The organism is Paraburkholderia xenovorans (assembly GCF_046030735.1).
GTDB classification, from domain to species: Bacteria; Pseudomonadota; Gammaproteobacteria; order Burkholderiales; family Burkholderiaceae; genus Paraburkholderia; species Paraburkholderia xenovorans_A.
In genome coordinates, this window is record NZ_JAQQBV010000010.1 from 102,821 (window position 1) to 120,297 (window position 17,477).

Here is a 17,477-nt window from a genome sequence, read left to right on the forward strand (position 1 = left end):
CGCCGACCCGTACTGAGACAACCCAGCATGACCACTGCCAAACCGGATCTGTTTTCCCTAGCGTCACGCTTCGCGCTGTTGCCGGATGCGCAGCGCAAGGCCTTTCTCACCAGGCTCGACGCCGCCGGCATCGATTTCCGGCTGCTGCCGATTCCACCGCGCGCCGAGCGGAACGCGAGCGTGCCGGCTTCTTTCGCGCAAACGCGTCTGTGGCTGCACGCGCGGATGATCGACGAACCGGCGGCGTATCACATCACCGAACGCTTGCGGCTCGATGGCGTGCTCGATGCCAACGCGCTGCGTCTGTCGTGCGATGCACTGATCGCTCGCCACGAAGCGCTGCGTACGACTTTCACCGAGAGCGGCGATGGCGTATTGCAGACGGTGCACGCACCGTCGCGCTGCCCGTGGCATGCGAGCGACGTGAGCATATTGGCCGCCGGTGTCCGCGAGACGCGCGCCGCCGATATCGCTCGGGCCGACGAAGCGAAGTCGTTCGATCTGTCGAGCGGGCCGCTGATGCGTGCGCACCTGATCCGGCTCGACGCGAACACACACTGGCTCGCACTGACCACGCATCACATCGTCTCCGACGGTTGGTCCGCCGATGTGATGCTCGCCGAGCTGGCGTCGTTTTATCGTGCCTATGCGATGAGCGAAGCGGTGTCGCTCGCGCCCTTGCCGATCCAGTATGCCGACTTCGCGCTGTGGCAGCGCCGCTGGCTCGATGCCGGCGAACGCGAACGCCAACTGGCGTTCTGGCGTGAGCGCCTCGATGCGAATCGCGACGTGCTGATGCTGCCAGGCGCTGCGCCGCGTCCGGCGCAGCGCAGTGCGCGTGGTGCACGGCATCGTTTCGTGGTCGATGCCGCGCTCGCGCAGCGAGTGAAGACATTGGCCAACGCGCAGCGGGCAACGCCGTTCGCGGTGTTGCTTGCAGCACTGAGCGCCTTGCTCGCGCGCTCGTCTGGCGAAACGCAGATTCAGATCGGTGTGCCCTCGGCCAATCGCGAGCGTGGCGACGTGGCCGGTCTGGTCGGCTTCTTCGTGAACACGCTCACGCTTGCCGTGCCGGTTCCCGCGGCGCAGCCGTTTGCCGCACTGGTCGGCGCGACGCAACATACGTTGATCGGCGCCCAGGTGCATCAGGACGTGCCGTTTGAACAGGTTGTCGAGGCGTTGGGTGTGGTGCGCAGCGCCAGTCATCATCCGCTGTTCCAGGTGATGGCCGCCTATGGCGCGCGACGCCGTCTGCCGGCGCTCGCGCAAGTGAGCATGACGGAGTTGCCTTCGGGCACGCCGTTTGCCAAGTTCGATCTGACGTTGAGCTTCGAGGAGCGAGACGACGGTTCGATCGACGCGTACTTCACCTATGCAATCGATCTGTTCGACGCCGATGCGATCGAGCGGATGGCCGCACGATTCATCGAGTTGCTGTCGAATGCGACGGCAGCGCCCGCGCTCGCCACCGGAGATCTGCAATGGCTGCCGCAAGGGGAGCGCACCCAGCTCGATGCGTGGAACCGTACGGCTTCTCTGGACGACGTGGCTTTCAGGTCCGTGCATCAGCGTGTGGCCGATCATGCGAACGCGCGGCCAGACGCACGCGGCGTCGCGGATGTGAGCCGCTCGCTCACGCGCGGCGAAGTGGATGCGCAAGCGGCGCGGCTGGCGCAACGCCTCGTCGCGGCGGGCGTGACGGCGGAGATGCGGGTCGGTGTCGCGTTGAGCCGTTCCGTGGATCTACTGGTCGGGTTGATCGCCGCGCTGAAATCGGGCGGCGCATTCGTGCCGCTCGACCCGAGCCATCCGCGCGAACGGCTCACACAGATTCTCGACGACGCACAGATCACACATGTCATCACTGAACGCGGGAGTCTCGCCGCGTTGCCGGAGTTGGATCGTCTGCGGTTGTGGCTGATCGACGAGGAACCGGCGGCTGATGAACCCTCGGCAGATGAGGTCGAGTTGCCGCGCGTGTCGCCGCATCAGGCCGCGTACGTGATTTATACGTCGGGTTCGACGGGCAAGCCGAAGGGCGTGATCGTCGATCACGGTTCGTTCGCGCGGCATTGCGCCGCGATTGCCGCGCGCTACGGCGCGGGCGAGCATGACGTCTTTCTGCTGTTCCAGTCGGTCAATTTCGACGGCTCGCATGAAGGCTGGTTCTCGCAGTACATGTCCGGCGCGTCGGTGGCGATCACCGCGGACACGCTGTGGCCGCCCGCGCAAACCTGTCGGATGATGGTGCGTGAAGGCGTGACCATGACTTATGTGCCGCCGGGTTGCGCGACGCAACTTGCCGAGTGGGCGCTCGCGCATGGTGCGCCGCCGAGCCTGCGTTCGCTGACGGTGGGCGGCGAAGCCACCTCGCGTGAAGCGTTCGCGCTGATGCGCAGGGCGTTTCCGAAGGCGCGCATCGTCAATGGGTACGGGCCGACTGAAACCGTCATCACGCCGATGCTGTGGATGTTCTCCCCGACCGACGACACCGCGACGCTCGCGGACAGCGCCTATCTGCCGATCGGCACGCTGGTCGGCGCGCGCTCGGCGCATGTGCTCGACGCGCGGCTGAATCCGCTGCCGGTCGGTGTGATCGGCGAGTTGTATCTGGGCGGCGAGGGCGTGGGTGTCGCGCGCGGCTATCTCGACCGGCCGTCGCTTACCGCCGAGCGTTTCGTGCCCGATCCGTTCGGCGCGCGCGGCGCGCGGCTCTATCGTACGGGCGATCTTGTCAGGCGGCGCGCGGACGGCGTGTTCGATTTCATCGGGCGGGTCGATCATCAGGTGAAGCTGCGCGGCCTGCGGATCGAGCTGGGCGAAATCGAAGCGCAGCTCGCCGCGCACGACGACGTGCGCGAAGCGGTGGCGGTCGTTCATGGCAAGGGCACGCAAGCGGTGCTGGCGGCCTATGTCGAATTGAATGCCGACGCGCGTGAACGCAGCACGCGCGCGGATGCGGCGGAACTCGACGCGCATCTGCGTCACACGCTGCCGGACTACATGGTGCCTGCGCATATCGTCGTGCTCGACGCCTTGCCGCGTAATGCGAACAGTAAAGTAGACCGCGCGGCGCTGCCTGAACCGCAGCGTGTCGCGCGTGCCTATCAGGCGCCCGCAGCGGGGCTCGAAACCACGCTTGCGCAGATATTTCGCGAAGTGTTGGGCGTGGAGCGCGTCGGCCGCGCCGATCATTTCTTCGAACTCGGCGGCCATTCGCTTGCTGCGGTCCGCGTGGCGACGCGCGTGGTCGAACGGCTCGCGCGCGATGTGCCGGTGCGCACGCTCTTCGAAGCGCCGACGCTCGCGCAGTACGCGCAACGGGTGCTGGCGGCGGCACACAGCGACCCGCTGGCCGATGCGGGCAACGAAGCGTCGAGCGGCGCTGCGAATTCACATCCGGTGCCGGATGTGAACGGCGTTTTGCCGCTTTCTTCCGCGCAATTGAGCTTGTGGTTCCTGTGGCGCTCGCAGCCGGATAGCGCGGCCTACAACATTCCCGTTGCACTACGTCTACGTGGCGTGCTCGATATCGAGGCATTGCGCGAGGCGTTCGCTCAGGCGGCCGCGCGGCATCCGGCATTGCGTGTAAGGCTCGTTGAGCGCGATGGGCAGTTGCCGGGCCAACGAGTCGACGACCCTACGCCGTTCGAGTTGCCGGTGGTGGATCTCGCGGACGAAGCCGCCGGTGCCGCGCGCGAGAACGCCGCCGTCAGGCTCACCGACCAGGACGCGCTCACTCCCTTCCATCTGCTCGACGATGCGCCGCTCTGGCGCGTGCGTCTGGTGCGTGTTGCCGAGCAGGATCATGTGTTGTCGCTAGTCGTGCATCACATCGTGTCGGACGGTCAGTCGATCGATTTATGGCTCGACGACGTGCGCAGCACTTATGCGGCGATCGTGCGCGGTGCGTCGCCGGCGGTTTCGGTTCCGTCTGCCCATCAGGATCTGGTCTTGCCGGTCGCCGCGCCGCGAGCGCGTCTGTCTTTCTGGCGCGATGCATTGGCGGATGCGCCGTCGCACAGGTTGCCGGCGCCGGCGTCCGGCCGTCTCGCGGCGCCGATCTGGAGCGCCGGCCGTCTCCCTTTTGAATTCGGTCCGGCGCTCGTGTGCCGCGCGCGCTCGAGGGCGCTCGAAGTTCACGCGACGTTACCGATGTTGCTGCACGCTGCGTTGAACGTGGCCTTCTATCGTGCGACAGGCGTCACCGATCAGCCGGTCGGCGTCCTCGCTTCCACGCGTGAGGTGAGCGGCGACGCCGCGCGTCGCGCGCTTGGACTTTTCATCAACGCCGTTGTCGTGCGTACGCGGCTTGCCGCAACCGACACCCCGTCGACGCTGCTCGCCGAAGTCCGCGACGCCGCGCTTGCCGCCTATGCCCACGCGGACACGCCGTTCGCCGACGTGGTGGCGGCGTTGCGGGTTCCGCGCGGCGAAGTCGCCAATCCGCTCTTTTCGGTGATGTTCAACTACATGCGTCCGGTGGGCACCTTGGAGCGCGATTGGGCCGGTCTCACGCTCGACGATTTCAACGACGTGCGGCATCGCGTCGTGTTCGAACTGGAACTGGATGTGGTCGAGCATGCCGACGGACGCGTGACGGGGGCCTTCTCTTACGCGAACGAGTGGGTGGATGGCCGCTTCGTCGAAGTACTGACGGCCGACTATCTGGATGTGGTCCAGCAGTTCGTCGATGCGCCGCATGAACAACTGGGGGCTTCGACAGCACGATTCGCACTCGAGTCCAGGAGCGCGGCATCGGGAAGCACGACCGCGAATGCGACATCCGAGGGCGAAGCAACGCGTCACGCCGAGGTGCTCGAACGGGCGTGGAGCGATCTCTTCGAAGGCAACACGCCGGCGCATCACGACGATCTGTTCGAAGCGGGTGCGAGTTCGTTCGACATCGTCCGTTTCGTCGACGTCGTGCGAAAGGCCGGCCATGCGCTCGACATTGCCGACGTATTCGCCGCACCGACCTTCGCGCAACTTGGGACGCGGCTCGCGGCGCGGGTCTCGAACGTCGTCGAGTTGCGGGATGACGCCTGAAGCTGCGACGAATTCAGGCAACGCAACGCCGTCAAAAAAAAGACGCAGTACATAAAAACCGCATCAATCACAAAAGAGTTTTCACCGGCCCGCGCATACAGCGCGCCGGCTTCCACCGATAAGGATTTGCGATATGCACAGAGACACCGTATTCGATCTGCTCGGAGTCGGTTTCGGACCGTCGAATCTCGCGCTTGCCGTACGCCTCGCCGAAGAGGCGAGCGTATCGAACCTCGCGCATTGCTTCATCGAACGTCAGCCGGAATTCGGCTGGCATCGCGGCATGTTGCTCGACGATTGCCGCATGCAGATATCGTTCCTCAAGGATCTCGCGACGATGCGCGATCCAAAAAGCCGCTTCACGTTCATCAACTATCTGTTCGAACGCGGACGTCTGGTCGATTTCGTCAATCTGAAGAACTTCTATCCGACGCGCGTCGAATTCCACGATTATCTGAGCTGGGTCGCCGCGTCGTTCGACGATCGCGTGAATTATGGCGAGACCGTGACCGGCATCGAAGCGCTCAGAAGCGCCGCGAATCCGAACGACATCGACGCATTGCGGGTGTTCTCGCGCGACCACGAAGGCCGCGAGTGGCAACGCGTGACCCGGGCGCTGTCGGTCGGCATCGGCGGCGGGGCGATGGTGCCGGAAGCGTTTGCCGCGCTCGGCACGCACAGCATCGTGCATTCGTCGCAGTACCTCACATCTATCGATCGCGTGGTCGGCCCGTCGAGCGGCGCGCGAAAACGCGTGGCGGTGATCGGCGCGGGCCAGAGCGCGGCCGAGGTGTTCGTCGATCTGACGCGCCGCTTTCCGCACGTCGACGCGAGCCTCATCATGCGCTCGGGTGCGCTGAAACCCGCCGACGACAGCCCGTTCGTCAACGAAATTTTCAGTCCCGCCTTTACCGACATCGTCTACGCACAGCCGCGCGACGGCCGCCGGTCGCTGATCGAGCGCTTTCGCGATACGAACTACGCGGTGGTCGACCGTCCGCTGATCGAGCAGATCTACGAAATGCTTTATCTGCAGAACGTATCCGCCGATTTCCGGCACCGGGTGCTCGCACACACCGGCATCGAAACGGCGTTACGCACGGCCGACGGCCGGATCGAACTCACGTTGCGCGACCGCTTGAGCGGCCATGCACGCGCCGAGCAGTTCGACGCGCTCGTGCTTGCCACCGGCTATCGTCGCGACACGCATTTCGATTTGCTGGAAGGACTTGCGCCGCATCTGGGCGATGCGCTCGCGCAAGGCAACGTCGAACGCGATTACCGGCTCGCCACGCCGGAGAGCTTTAAGCCGCGCATTTACCTGCAGGGCTGCTGCGAAGACAGTCATGGGCTGTCCGACACGCTGCTATCGGTGCTCGCGCTGCGTTCCGACGAAATTGCCGCCTCGCTCGCACGTCACCTATCGAAAGACCCGTCGACCGGTCGGACAGAACAAACACAAGAAAGTGAAGCGAGCTCGGGCCGCATAGCCTTCGTTTTTTAACAGAAAGCGGTCTTTCTGCCCGCATATAAGAATGGAGCATCAAGAGATGGGGTGGGCTATCAGCACGCGCCGGAGTGCAGCCGCGGCCACGGCTAGCGTGGCGTTTTACGCGGCGGCTGCCGCTACCGCACAGGCGCAGCAGTCGGTGCAATCCGAAGGCAACGCGCGGCGGAGCGCCGGTGGAAGTCAGCCGGACGCGACGCCGGTCAATACGTTGCCTTCGATCAGCGTCAACGCGACGGAGGACAAGGAGGCGACGGTGGGCCTCGTTGCTCGCCGCAGCAGCACCGGCACCAAGACGGACACGCCGATCAGGGAGATTCCGCAGACGATCAATGTCGTCACCGCGCAGCAGATCGAGGAAACCGGGGCGACCAGTATCAATGAGGCGCTGCGCTACGTTCCGGGCTTTTCGACCTACGGCGCGGATATACGCTCCGACTGGTACGCAGTCTTGCGCGGTTTCACGCCGACGGTATTCGTCGACGGATTGCAGGTGCCCAATACACTCAACCTCGCGAGCTGGCGGGTCGATCCGTTCATGATCGACAGCATTACCGTGCTGCGCGGTCCGACTTCGGTGCTCTATGGGCAAGGCGATCCGGGCGCAATCATCGACGTGCAGAGCAAGCTTGCCAACGGCGAGCGCATCCGCGAAGTGGAAGTGCAACTGGGCGACTACGCGCGCAAGCAGATCGCATTCGACGTGGGCGACAAGATCGATAAGGACGGCACCCTGTCCTATCGTTTCCTCGGCGTGGGACGTGACGGCAATTCGCAGACCGGACCGAATCCGGAGCAACGCGTGGCGTTGGCGCCCTCGGTGAAATGGCAGCCGAACGCGAAGACTTCGCTGACCGTCGATGCGACCTATCTGCAGGATTGGGGCGACGCGTCGAACAACTTCCTGCCGGCGCAAGGCACGGTCTTGCCGAATCCGAACGGCAAGATTTCTCCGGACCTCTACACGGGCGATCCGGAGTTCTCCCACTACCGCAAGAAGCAGTGGTCGGTGGGCTATCAGTTCGAATACAAGTTCGATCCGATCTGGACGTTCCGGCAGAACACGCGCTTGATGCATCTGTCGCTCGATCAGGGGCAGGTGTTCGGCGGCGGTCTCGATCCGGCAGACGCCACCGACGCGTCGTTGTTGCGCTACGTCGGCCTGTACCAGATGAACTACAGCCGCTTCGATGTCGACAATCAAGCGGTAGGCCGCTTCGGCACCGGTCCGCTCGAACACACGGTGCTGCTCGGCTTCGAATACAACCGGCAGTCGACCACCGATAGCGAATGGATGGCGACCGCTCCGAGTCTGAACATGTACAACCCGGTGTATACACCCATTACCAACGCTATCTTCAGCGGGCCGGACGCTTTCCCGCGCACCGACACGAAGTCGACTTTGGACGCGTTCGGTGTGTACGCGCAGGACCAGATCAAGTGGCAACGTTGGGTGCTGACGCTCGGTGGACGCCAGGACTGGAGCAACACCACGCAGAACGATATCGCCGGCGGCGATCGTCTCCAGCAGAACGATCATGCGTTCTCCGGGCGGGTCGGCCTCGTGTATCTCGGCGATTACGGATTGTCGCCGTATATCAGCTATTCGACGTCGTTCAATCCGCTGGTCGGCGTGAAGATTGCCGGCGGCGCGATTGCCGAGCCGACCAAAGGCAAGCAGATCGAAGCCGGTTTGCGCTGGCAGCCGGCCGGCAAGAACCTGATGCTGAACGCAGCGGTGTACCAGATCAACCAGACCAATGTCGTCACGCCTGATTTCGCCATCGACCCGACCGGCAGCACGAACGTGCAGACCGGCGAGGTGCGTTCGCGCGGCATCGAGTTGAGTGGCGTGGGCAATGTCACGCGCAACTTGTCGGTCATCGCCTCGTACGTGTACCAGGACGTGAAGAACATCAAGGCCGGCGACGACACACTCGGCAAGTGGCCGGTGGATATTCCACGGCCGCGCCAGATGGCGTCGTTGTGGGGCGACTGGACATGGCACGCGGGGCCGCTGGCCGGTCTCGGCTTCGGCGGCGGTATTCGCTACCAGAGCGATTCTGCCGGTGCCGCCGACAACTCGCTATACGTGCCGAGCTACACCGTGTACGACGCGGCAGTTCACTACGAAACGCGCAACTGGCGCTTCGCGGTGAACGGCCAGAACATTTTCAATCGACGGTTCGTCAGCGGTTGCCAGTCCGTGAATACCTGTTTTTACGGGAATCCGCGCACGGTGATCGCGACCGCGAAATACGACTGGTAAGCCTGTTGCACCAACTCACATTCAGGAATCGACTATGCGGAAGAAAAAACTCGTTTACATCTGGTCGCTGAGAAATGCGGCCGCCGACCGCGCCGGCCAGGACATCGCGTACAAGAGCGGCACGCGCTACATGAAGTCGGTGCTGGAGTCGCTCGTCGAGGCGCTCAACGGCACCGAACTCGGCGATCAGTACTCACTCGAAAAAGTCATTTACGACGACGATGCGGGCTCCAGCGGAGACCGCGAGAAGCTGAAGGAATATGGCTTCGCGTATGAGCCGGGCAAGCGCTGGTTCTATCCGCCGAATCTGCGCGTGCAGGGCAAGCTGGTCAACGACCTGCTGCTCGCAATTCCGTCGACGTACCGGCGTGAGCCGCTCGATGCGCCGGGACGTCCGGCAGGCAAGAGCGCTTTTGAAAAGCATCTGCTCGATACGCTGGTGGCGTTGAAGGCCGATATCGTCGTGCTCGACGGCTTGCTGATCATTCTCGACGAACTGGTCCGGCCCGGTGCATTGTTCTATCGCAAGATCGTAAATATTCATCCGGGCGTGACGCGCGCCGAATCGCCGTACGAGCGGCGCGGCGCGTATGCGACGCTCGATGCGCTCTACGGCGCGCGCGGCAAGAAGATCGTCAACTGGACCACGATGGAAGCCGTGGCGGTCGAGCCGCTCTACCTGACGGGCGCTTCGTTTCACTACGTCGACAACGGGATCGATTCCGGTGAGGTGATCCACGACGTGCTGAATACCGAAATCGATAAGGACGATACGATCCTCGAACTGCGTTGGAACAATTTCAACCGCAGCCTTTTCCCGGCTTTGAATGAAGGGCTCGCAATAATGGCCGGGCAGTCGGTGCAAGTCAGCGCGTGACGGAAGAAGCGGCGCGGATGCGCCGCTTCGTGTCACACCGGCCGCGGGCGCCGCGCGAACATTCGTTCTTACGTGCCGTTGCGGGCGGTGCAATATCTGACAGGCGTCTCAGCGAGCCGGTTGCTGCTGCCGCGCGTGCGGGTGATTTTTGCCGTTCCATTTCCGTGACGCACTGCCGGAAATCACGAAACTGAGCGCGGCAAGCACCCACACGCCCATTCCGCCATAGACCATCACCCATCCGAAGCCTTGCATCAACGCGGCATGCACGACGCTGCCCGACGGATCTATTTCCGCCAAGGCCGGCATTCCCGCTTTGATACCTGCCACATCGCCCGCCGCAATCTTTTCGGCGAGTCTGCCGAGCAGCGCACCGTCGGGTGTTTGCGGCAAGCGAGTCTTCAGGCTGACGAGAATGCCGCTGATCAGGATAGCCCCCATCAACGCAATGTTGATCGCGAGCGTAATCATCCGCGCGCTCATGTCGATGCCCGACGCCATGCCCGCACGTTCGGCGGAGACCGCGCCGGTGGTCGTATTGGTGACGGGCGTATTGGTCAGACCGAGGCCCGCACCGGCGAGAAAACAACCGGGCAGCATCGTCAGTGCGTTCGGATGCGCGACGCTGCTGCCGAGTTTCATCAGCATGAAGCCGAGGCCGATCGTGAACAGTCCCGCGGGTATCGCGATGCCGGAACCGTACCGCAAGATCAGCCGTTCGCCGAGCGGCGGAAATAGCAGCGTCGGCAGCGTATACGCGAGCAGCGCGAGGCCGGCGCCCATGCTGTCGTAGCCGAGGCCGATCTGGAAAAAGATCGGTATATAGATCATGAACGGCCAGAAACTGAAGTTCATGCCCGCCGAGCCCATCAGCGCGCCCGAAAACTGCGGAATCCTGAACACCGAAAAATCGAACATCGGCCGCGCGCTGAAGCGTTCCGCGCAGACGAAGGCCACGAAGGCGAGCGCCGTCGCCACGACGATCAGAATCGCGGCCGGACTCGTGAAGCCGAGATCCGAGCCTTGCGTGATGAAGTACACCAGCCCGAACACGGCGAGCGACAGCGTGACGATGCCGGCGACGTCCAGTGTATGCGCGTGCGGATCGCGCGATTCCTGCACGCCGCCGAACACCAGCGTGAGCGTCACGATCGCGAGCAGCGCGTGAACCCAGAAGACCCATTGCCAGCCCGACACCGCGACGATCATGCCGCCGATGATCGGGCCGAAGCCCAGCCCGATGCCGAGAATGATGCCCCACGCGCTGAACGCGCGCGCGCGTTCGGCGCCCTCGTTGAACTGATGCGACAGCACCGCGACCTGGCAGATCAGCATCGCGCCGCCGCTCGCGCCTTGCAGCAAGCGCCCAACGATCAGCGTCGGCACGCTCTGCGCAAAGCCGCAAATCAGCGACGTGAGACCGAACAGCGCGATCCCCACGACGAAAATCCGGCGGCGGCCGAAGCGGTCCGCGAGCGTGCCGGTGGCCATCAGCACCGTCGTGACCGCGAGCGTGTACGCATTCATGATCCACTGCATGCCCTTGAAGTCGCCGTGCAGCACGCGTTCGAGCGTCGGCAGGATCACCGGCACGCTGGAAATTTCGAGGCCGAACATCAGCGACGCGAGGCAGACGGCGCCGAGCGCCAGCGTGTTCTTGCCGATCGCGAAACGGCGCGGCGAGACGTCGGGCTCAGCCGCGAGCGCGCGCGTTTGCGTTTCTGTCGACGGGGCCGCGCGCGGCCGTGCGCGCCGCGGCGGGGGCGCTATCCGGTATCTGGACATACGAGTCACCTTGAGAGTCAGTCGATGGCTTTCGCCACCTGGGACTGTGTAATATAGGGGGAATAAAAGTCCCGATTGACTCGTTTGAATCCCATGACTGCGTCTCGCATGGAACCAATTAGGTGAAAAAATGAGTGACATCCTGGATGGCGTGACCACCTTCGTGCGCGTGGTCGAAACCGGCAGTTTTGCGCTGGCAGCCGAGCGCATGAACCTGACCCGTTCGGCGGTCGGCAAGGTGATCGTGCGGCTGGAAAAACGGCTCGGCGTACGCCTGATCAATCGCACGACGCGCAGCCAGAGCCTCACCGAAGACGGTCAGGCGTATTACGACCGCTGCGTGCGCGCGCTCGCCGAACTCGAAGCCGCCGAAGCGGAACTGGATTCGGGGCGGCGCGAACCGCAGGGGCGCTTGCGGGTGAGCGTGCCGCAGGCCTTCGGCCACCATTGCGTGGCGCCGGTGTTGCTCGGTCTCGCGCGTCGGCATCCGCAACTGAAGGTCGATATTTCGGTCACGGATCGCTTCGTCGACGTGGTGGAGGAGGGCTTCGATCTGGTCGTGCGCATCGGTCCGCTTGCCGACAGCACGAGTCTGGCGGCGCGCCGGCTGGGCGTGCAGTACGCGAGTATCGGCGCGGCGCCTGCGTATCTCGCGCAACGCGGCACGCCACGCAATGTGGACGAACTGCGCGGTCACGCGATCGTCGCGTACACGCGAGCGGGCGTGGCCATGCCGTGGGACGTAGTGGACGTCGACGGACAGATCCGTCGTGCGGAAGTCGAGCCGCAGCTCGGTTTCGACGACATGCAAGGAATGGTGGACGCGGCGATCGCGGGCTTCGGCCTCGCGTGGCTGCCGTGCTGGCTGCTGACCCGCTACGTGCGGTCGGGTCAACTGGTCGCCGTAATGGAGAACTGCTTTCGACCTTCGCAGGACATCCACGTGGTGTGGCCGAAGAGTCGCTATCTGGCCTTGAAGACGCGCTACGCCATCGACGCGCTGGTGGCCGACATACCCGCCATGCTCGGGGCGCCCGACGCGGGCGCCCCGTTCGACGCAGCGCGCGTTTAGAACTGCAACGTGGCGCTGGCCACGGCGGTGCGTGTCGGCGAAGGCGACACGAACGAGCCCCACGCCGTAGTCCAGTAACGGCGGTTGAACAGGTTGTTGATCCCCGCGCGGAACGTCACGTCCTGACCGGCGATCTTCGTTTCATAGCGGCCGCTCAGATCGAACGTGGTATAGGCCGGCACGAACTGCGAGTTGTCCGCATTGACCGCCTGGTTGCCCACGTACTTGCCGCCGAACGCCAGCGTCAGCGGACGCAGATACGACGGGTTGTATTCGATCCGGCCCGTGAACGTGAAGCGCGGCGCGCCGAACACGCGCTTGCCTTCGACTGTCGGGTCGTCGATGTCGACGGCCTTCGTATCGAGCCACATCATGCCGCCCATCACGCGCCATTCGCTCGTCAGCGCGAACCAGCCGCTCGCGTCCACGCCGGTGAAGCGCTGGGTGCCGTCCTGAACGTACACATTGGACGTGTTCGTATAGTCGTAGCCTCGGTCGACGCGGAACAGCGCAAGATTGGCGCCCCACTTCGCGTGATCCGTCTTGAAGCCGATTTCATATTGCTTGCTGCGCAACGGACCATACGTCTGCGGGTAGTTGGCGTTGGTGTTGCCCGCGGCGCCGCCCTGTTCGAGCGACTCGACGTAACTCGCGTACGCCGTCGAATAGGGATCGGTCTTGAACATCAAGGCGAGCGTCGGCGTAATCGGATTCGCGCTGTATTGCGAGGTCTCGATGCTCGTCGGATCGTACTGATGCTGGCGGAATTGCGTGTAACGCAGACCGAGCAGCGCCGACAGACGCGGTGTGAATTGCACGGTATCGCTCGCGTACACCGCGGCTTGCGTGATCAGTTGCTGGCGATAAAGATTTGCGCCGATGCTCACTTCGTCGTTAGTCAGCAACGTGCTGCTGTACAGGTTGCCCGTGCCGAGCGAATAGCCGTCGTTCCAGCCGGTGCTGTTGCTGAGTTCGGTCGTTTGCGTCTGATAGCTCGCGCCGACCACGACATCGTGCTGGATGCTGCCCGTGTTGAATTTGCCCTGCACCATCGCGTCGACGTTCTGATAGAAGTAGCGCGTCATCGCCGCATAGAGCGTGTTCGAGTAGTTGCCCGCCGCGTCTTCGACAAACAGGAAGCTGTCCGAGTTGGTGCGGTTTTCCTTCGCAAAGCGGTACTTCAAGCTGGCGTGCCAGTTCTCGGAGAGGCGGTAGTCGAGCCCCGTGCCGAACGAGGCCATCTCGGTCTGGTAATAATTTTGCGGCTGCGTCAGGGCATGCGTGACGGTGCTTGCGTCGGGAATGCCGAGACCGCTGCCGAACCCCATCCCGAACAGCGTGCCATTGGTTTTGCGCTTCTGATAGAACGCGTCGACGGTCCACGTCAGATCCGGCGTGATGCGGAAATCCAGCGCGAGCGACGCGACCTGGCGGCGAATATGGCCGTTCTGTTCGGCGGTGTTGCCGTCTTCGTTGACGAGGTTCAGGCGGAAGCCGAAGCGATCGTCTTTGCCGAAGCGGCCGCCCAGATCCACCGCCTCGCTGAATACGCCGGCCGATTTGTAGCCGATCGTGAGGCTGCGGTACGGCGTGTCGGTGGGGCGCTTCAGCACATAGTTGATGATGCCGCCCGGCGCGCCGAAGCCGTACATGAAGCCGGACGCCCCTTTCAGCAATTCCACCTGCTCGAACGGTTCGAGCGGCAGGTCGGTGTCCCACGACGGGAAGGTCTGGCCGTCTACCTTGATGCTGTTCAGCGTGTCGATCGGCATCCCGCGCACGGTGAGGATCGAGTTCTCATTGACCGCGTTTTCGCTGATCGACGCCACAGCCGGGTCGTACTTGAACAGATCGTTCGCGGTCGCCGCGAACAGGTCCTTGCCTTCGTCGCTGGTTACCGTGCGAGTCGAGAACGGCGTGTCCACGGCCTTGCGCGAACCGAGCGCGCCGGCGTTGACCGTGTCGGCCTGCGCGACCGCGGTGTCCTTGGCGGCCGTGACGCTCACGGCCGGCAGCGTGGCGGACGCGTCGCTCGCGGCAACCTGCGCCCATCCCGACGACGACAGCGTGGATAGAGAAATACCGACGCTCACAAAAAGACCGACGCTGAGGAGGGAAGGCGTGCGGCGTTCAGCTCGCATAAACGTTGGGCAAAAGGCTGGCCGGGCCGGGCGCGCGGTCCGGCTGGCGATAAATCGTGTCTTCATGTTGTTTGACTTGGAGAAGGGGCGTGCCGCGCGCCGGCAGCGTGCGGATCGGCCTTCTTGGGCGAGGAGTGATTAAACGGATGTTCCAGACTTCAAAGCTTACGGATGTTAATGCATCTGATTCGCATTAACAATCTGTTTCGTTTCCAGGTCATCTATAAGACATCTGTCTTAAGACAGAGAGGAATCGGCTGAAAGCCTTGTCAGGCGGGGCTCGACCCTGTTCGGGCCGAGCGGGCGATATGTTTGTTTAGCAGCGAGTAGAGGAAAACACGCATATACTCTCGGTTCGAGCCGTATGCGTGGTGCCGTGGGTTGCGCTGCGCTTACGCTGCTTTCGTCGCACACTCGCGGGCTCAGCGCCACGAACGCTCTGTCTATCACTTCACCCCAAGCAAAGCATCAGACATGTCCACACCGCCGAAGATCATCTACACCCTGACCGACGAAGCCCCCGCACTGGCGACTTACTCGCTGCTGCCCATCGTCAAGGCGTTCACGCGCTCGTCCGACGTGATCGTTGAAACGCGCGATATCTCGCTTGCCGGCCGGATCATCGCTGCATTCCCCGACTTCCTGAGCGCGGAACAGAAGGGTTCCGACGATCTGGCGGAGCTGGGTGGACTCACCACGCGTCCGGAAGCGAACATCATCAAGCTGCCGAACATCAGCGCTTCGGTGCCGCAACTGAAAGCGGCGATCACCGAACTGCGCGATCAGGGCTACAAGCTGCCGGTCTATCCGGACGTCGCGACCACGGACGCCGAAAAAGACGTCAAGGCCCGCTACGACAAGATCAAGGGCAGCGCGGTGAACCCGGTGCTGCGCGAAGGCAATTCGGACCGCCGCGCGCCGTTGTCGGTGAAGAACTACGCTCGCAAGCATCCGCACAAGATGGGCGCATGGTCGGCGGACTCGAAGTCGCACGTGTCGCACATGAGCAGCGGCGATTTCTACGGCAGCGAAAAGTCGGCGCTGATCGCCGCAGCCGGCGCGGTCAAGATCGAACTGACGGCCGCTGACGGCTCGAAGACGGTCCTGAAAGAAAAGACCAACGTGCAGGCAGGCGAGATCATCGACGCGTCGGTGCTCAGCAAGAACGCGCTGCGCAGCTTCATCGAAGCGGAAATCGCCGACGCGAAAGCCAGGGGCGTGCTGTTCTCGGTGCACCTGAAGGCCACGATGATGAAGGTGTCGGATCCGATCATCTTCGGTCAGGTGGTGTCGGTGTTCTACAAAGACGTGCTGACCAAGCATGCCGATGCGCTCGCCAAGGTCGGCTTCAACCCGAACAACGGTATCGGCGATCTGTACGCGCGCCTGAAAGACCTGCCGCCGGAAACGGTCGCGGCGATCGAAGCCGACATCAAGGCGCAATACGAACAGCGCCCGCAACTGGCCATGGTCAACTCGGACAAGGGCATCACCAGCCTGCACGTGCCGAGCGACGTGATCGTCGACGCGTCGATGCCGGCCATGATTCGCGAGTCGGGCAAGATGTGGGGCGCGGACGGCGCGCTGCACGACGCGAAGGCCGTGATTCCGGACCGCTGCTACGCGGACGTCTATCAGGCCGTGATCGAAGACTGCAAGAAGCACGGCGCGTTCGATCCGGTCACGATGGGCACGGTGCCGAACGTCGGCCTGATGGCGCAAGCGGCTGAAGAATACGGTTCGCACGACAAGACGTTCCAGATTCCGGCGAACGGCGTGGTCCGCGTGACCGACGCAGCCGGCACGGTGCTGATCGAGCAGCCGGTGGAAGCGGGCGACATCTGGCGCATGTGCCAGACCAAAGATGCGCCGGTGCAGGACTGGGTCAAGCTGGCGGTCAACCGCGCGCGCGCAACGAACACGCCGGCCGTTTTCTGGCTCGACGCGGCTCGCGCACACGACGCGCAGATTATCAAGAAGGTCGAGCAGTACCTGAAAGACCACGACACCAACGGTCTGGACATCCGCGTGCTGACGCCGGTGGAAGCGACGAAGTTCTCGATCGAGCGCATCCGCGCCGGCAAGGACACGATCTCGGTCACCGGCAACGTGCTGCGCGACTACCTGACCGACCTGTTCCCGATCATGGAACTGGGCACGAGCGCGAAGATGTTGTCGATCGTTCCGCTGATGGCCGGTGGCGGCATGTTCGAAACCGGCGCCGGCGGCTCGGCGCCGAAGCACGTTCAGCAACTGGTCGAAGAAGGCTTCCTGCGTTGGGACTCGCTCGGCGAATTCCTCGCGCTGGCGGCGTCGCTCGAACATCTGAGCAACGCGTATCACAACCCGAAGGCGCAGGTGCTGGCGAAGACGCTGGATCAGGCAACCGGCAAGTTCCTCGACAACGACAAGTCGCCGGCGCGCAAGATCGGCGGTATCGACAATCGCGGCAGCCACTTCTACCTCGCGCTGTACTGGGCCGAAGCACTGGCCGCGCAAACCGAAGACGCGGCGCTGCAAGCGCAGTTCGCCGGTGTTGCGAAGGCAATGGCCGACAACGAAGCGAAGATCATCGAAGAGTTGGCGGCCGCGCAGGGCAAGCCGGTGGATATCGGCGGCTACTATCGTCCGAACGTCGATCTGACGAGCAAGGCGATGCGCCCGAGCGCCACGCTGAACAAGATCGTGGACGCGGTGGCTTGAGTGCCCGTTTGAGCGCGCAAGTAACGCACTGAAGTAAGCAGTAAGCAGGACGATGGCGCTCGAAATGAGCGCCA

At 63.5% G+C, this 17,477-nt stretch carries 8 protein-coding genes; 6 read left to right on the forward strand and 2 right to left on the reverse strand.

The annotated features are described in order from the left end of the window. Window positions 1-27 precede the first annotated feature (27 nt). From PQQ51_RS12120 to PQQ51_RS12135, 4 genes are all read left to right on the forward strand, one after another. Window positions 28-5,049, forward strand: coding sequence for a non-ribosomal peptide synthetase (locus PQQ51_RS12120; protein ID WP_408497019.1), 5,022 nt, complete (start codon window positions 28-30; stop codon window positions 5,047-5,049). A 133-nt stretch (window positions 5,050-5,182) separates the two neighbouring features. After that, window positions 5,183-6,553, forward strand: a complete 1,371-nt coding sequence (locus tag PQQ51_RS12125) for a lysine N(6)-hydroxylase/L-ornithine N(5)-oxygenase family protein (protein WP_408497020.1) — start codon at window positions 5,183-5,185, stop codon at window positions 6,551-6,553. 46 nt (window positions 6,554-6,599) lie between these two features. Further along, a complete protein-coding gene (locus tag PQQ51_RS12130; protein ID WP_408497021.1) occupies window positions 6,600-8,825 on the forward strand; it encodes a TonB-dependent siderophore receptor in 2,226 nt (741 codons plus the stop codon). 34 nt (window positions 8,826-8,859) lie between these two features. Continuing rightward, a complete protein-coding gene (locus PQQ51_RS12135; protein ID WP_408497022.1) occupies window positions 8,860-9,702 on the forward strand; it encodes a formyltransferase family protein in 843 nt (280 codons plus the stop codon). A gap of 108 nt (window positions 9,703-9,810) precedes the next feature. Here the strand turns inward: PQQ51_RS12135 and PQQ51_RS12140 are convergent, their stop codons facing one another. Beyond that, complete coding sequence (locus tag PQQ51_RS12140; RefSeq protein ID WP_408497023.1) at window positions 9,811-11,487, reverse strand: MFS transporter; 1,677 nt, start codon at window positions 11,485-11,487, stop codon at window positions 9,811-9,813. A 130-nt stretch (window positions 11,488-11,617) separates the two neighbouring features. Between PQQ51_RS12140 and PQQ51_RS12145 the strand changes: the two genes are divergently transcribed. After that, the gene (locus PQQ51_RS12145; RefSeq protein WP_408497024.1) at window positions 11,618-12,559 is read left to right on the forward strand and encodes a LysR family transcriptional regulator; all 942 of its coding nucleotides are present in this window, start codon (window positions 11,618-11,620) and stop codon (window positions 12,557-12,559) included. On the opposite strand, the gene PQQ51_RS12150 is transcribed toward PQQ51_RS12145, so the two are convergent. Next, window positions 12,556-14,700 carry a TonB-dependent siderophore receptor gene (locus tag PQQ51_RS12150; RefSeq protein WP_408497025.1) on the reverse strand — a complete coding sequence of 715 codons (2,145 nt, stop codon included), beginning with the start codon at window positions 14,698-14,700 and terminating at the stop codon, window positions 12,556-12,558. The genes PQQ51_RS12145 and PQQ51_RS12150 overlap by 4 nt on opposite strands. Before the next feature lie 474 nt (window positions 14,701-15,174). On the opposite strand from PQQ51_RS12150, the gene PQQ51_RS12155 reads away from it, so the two are divergent. After that, window positions 15,175-17,403: an NADP-dependent isocitrate dehydrogenase gene (locus tag PQQ51_RS12155; RefSeq protein ID WP_408497026.1), complete on the forward strand. Its 2,229-nt coding sequence runs from the start codon at window positions 15,175-15,177 to the stop codon at window positions 17,401-17,403. The last annotated feature ends 74 nt before the right edge of the window (window positions 17,404-17,477 follow it).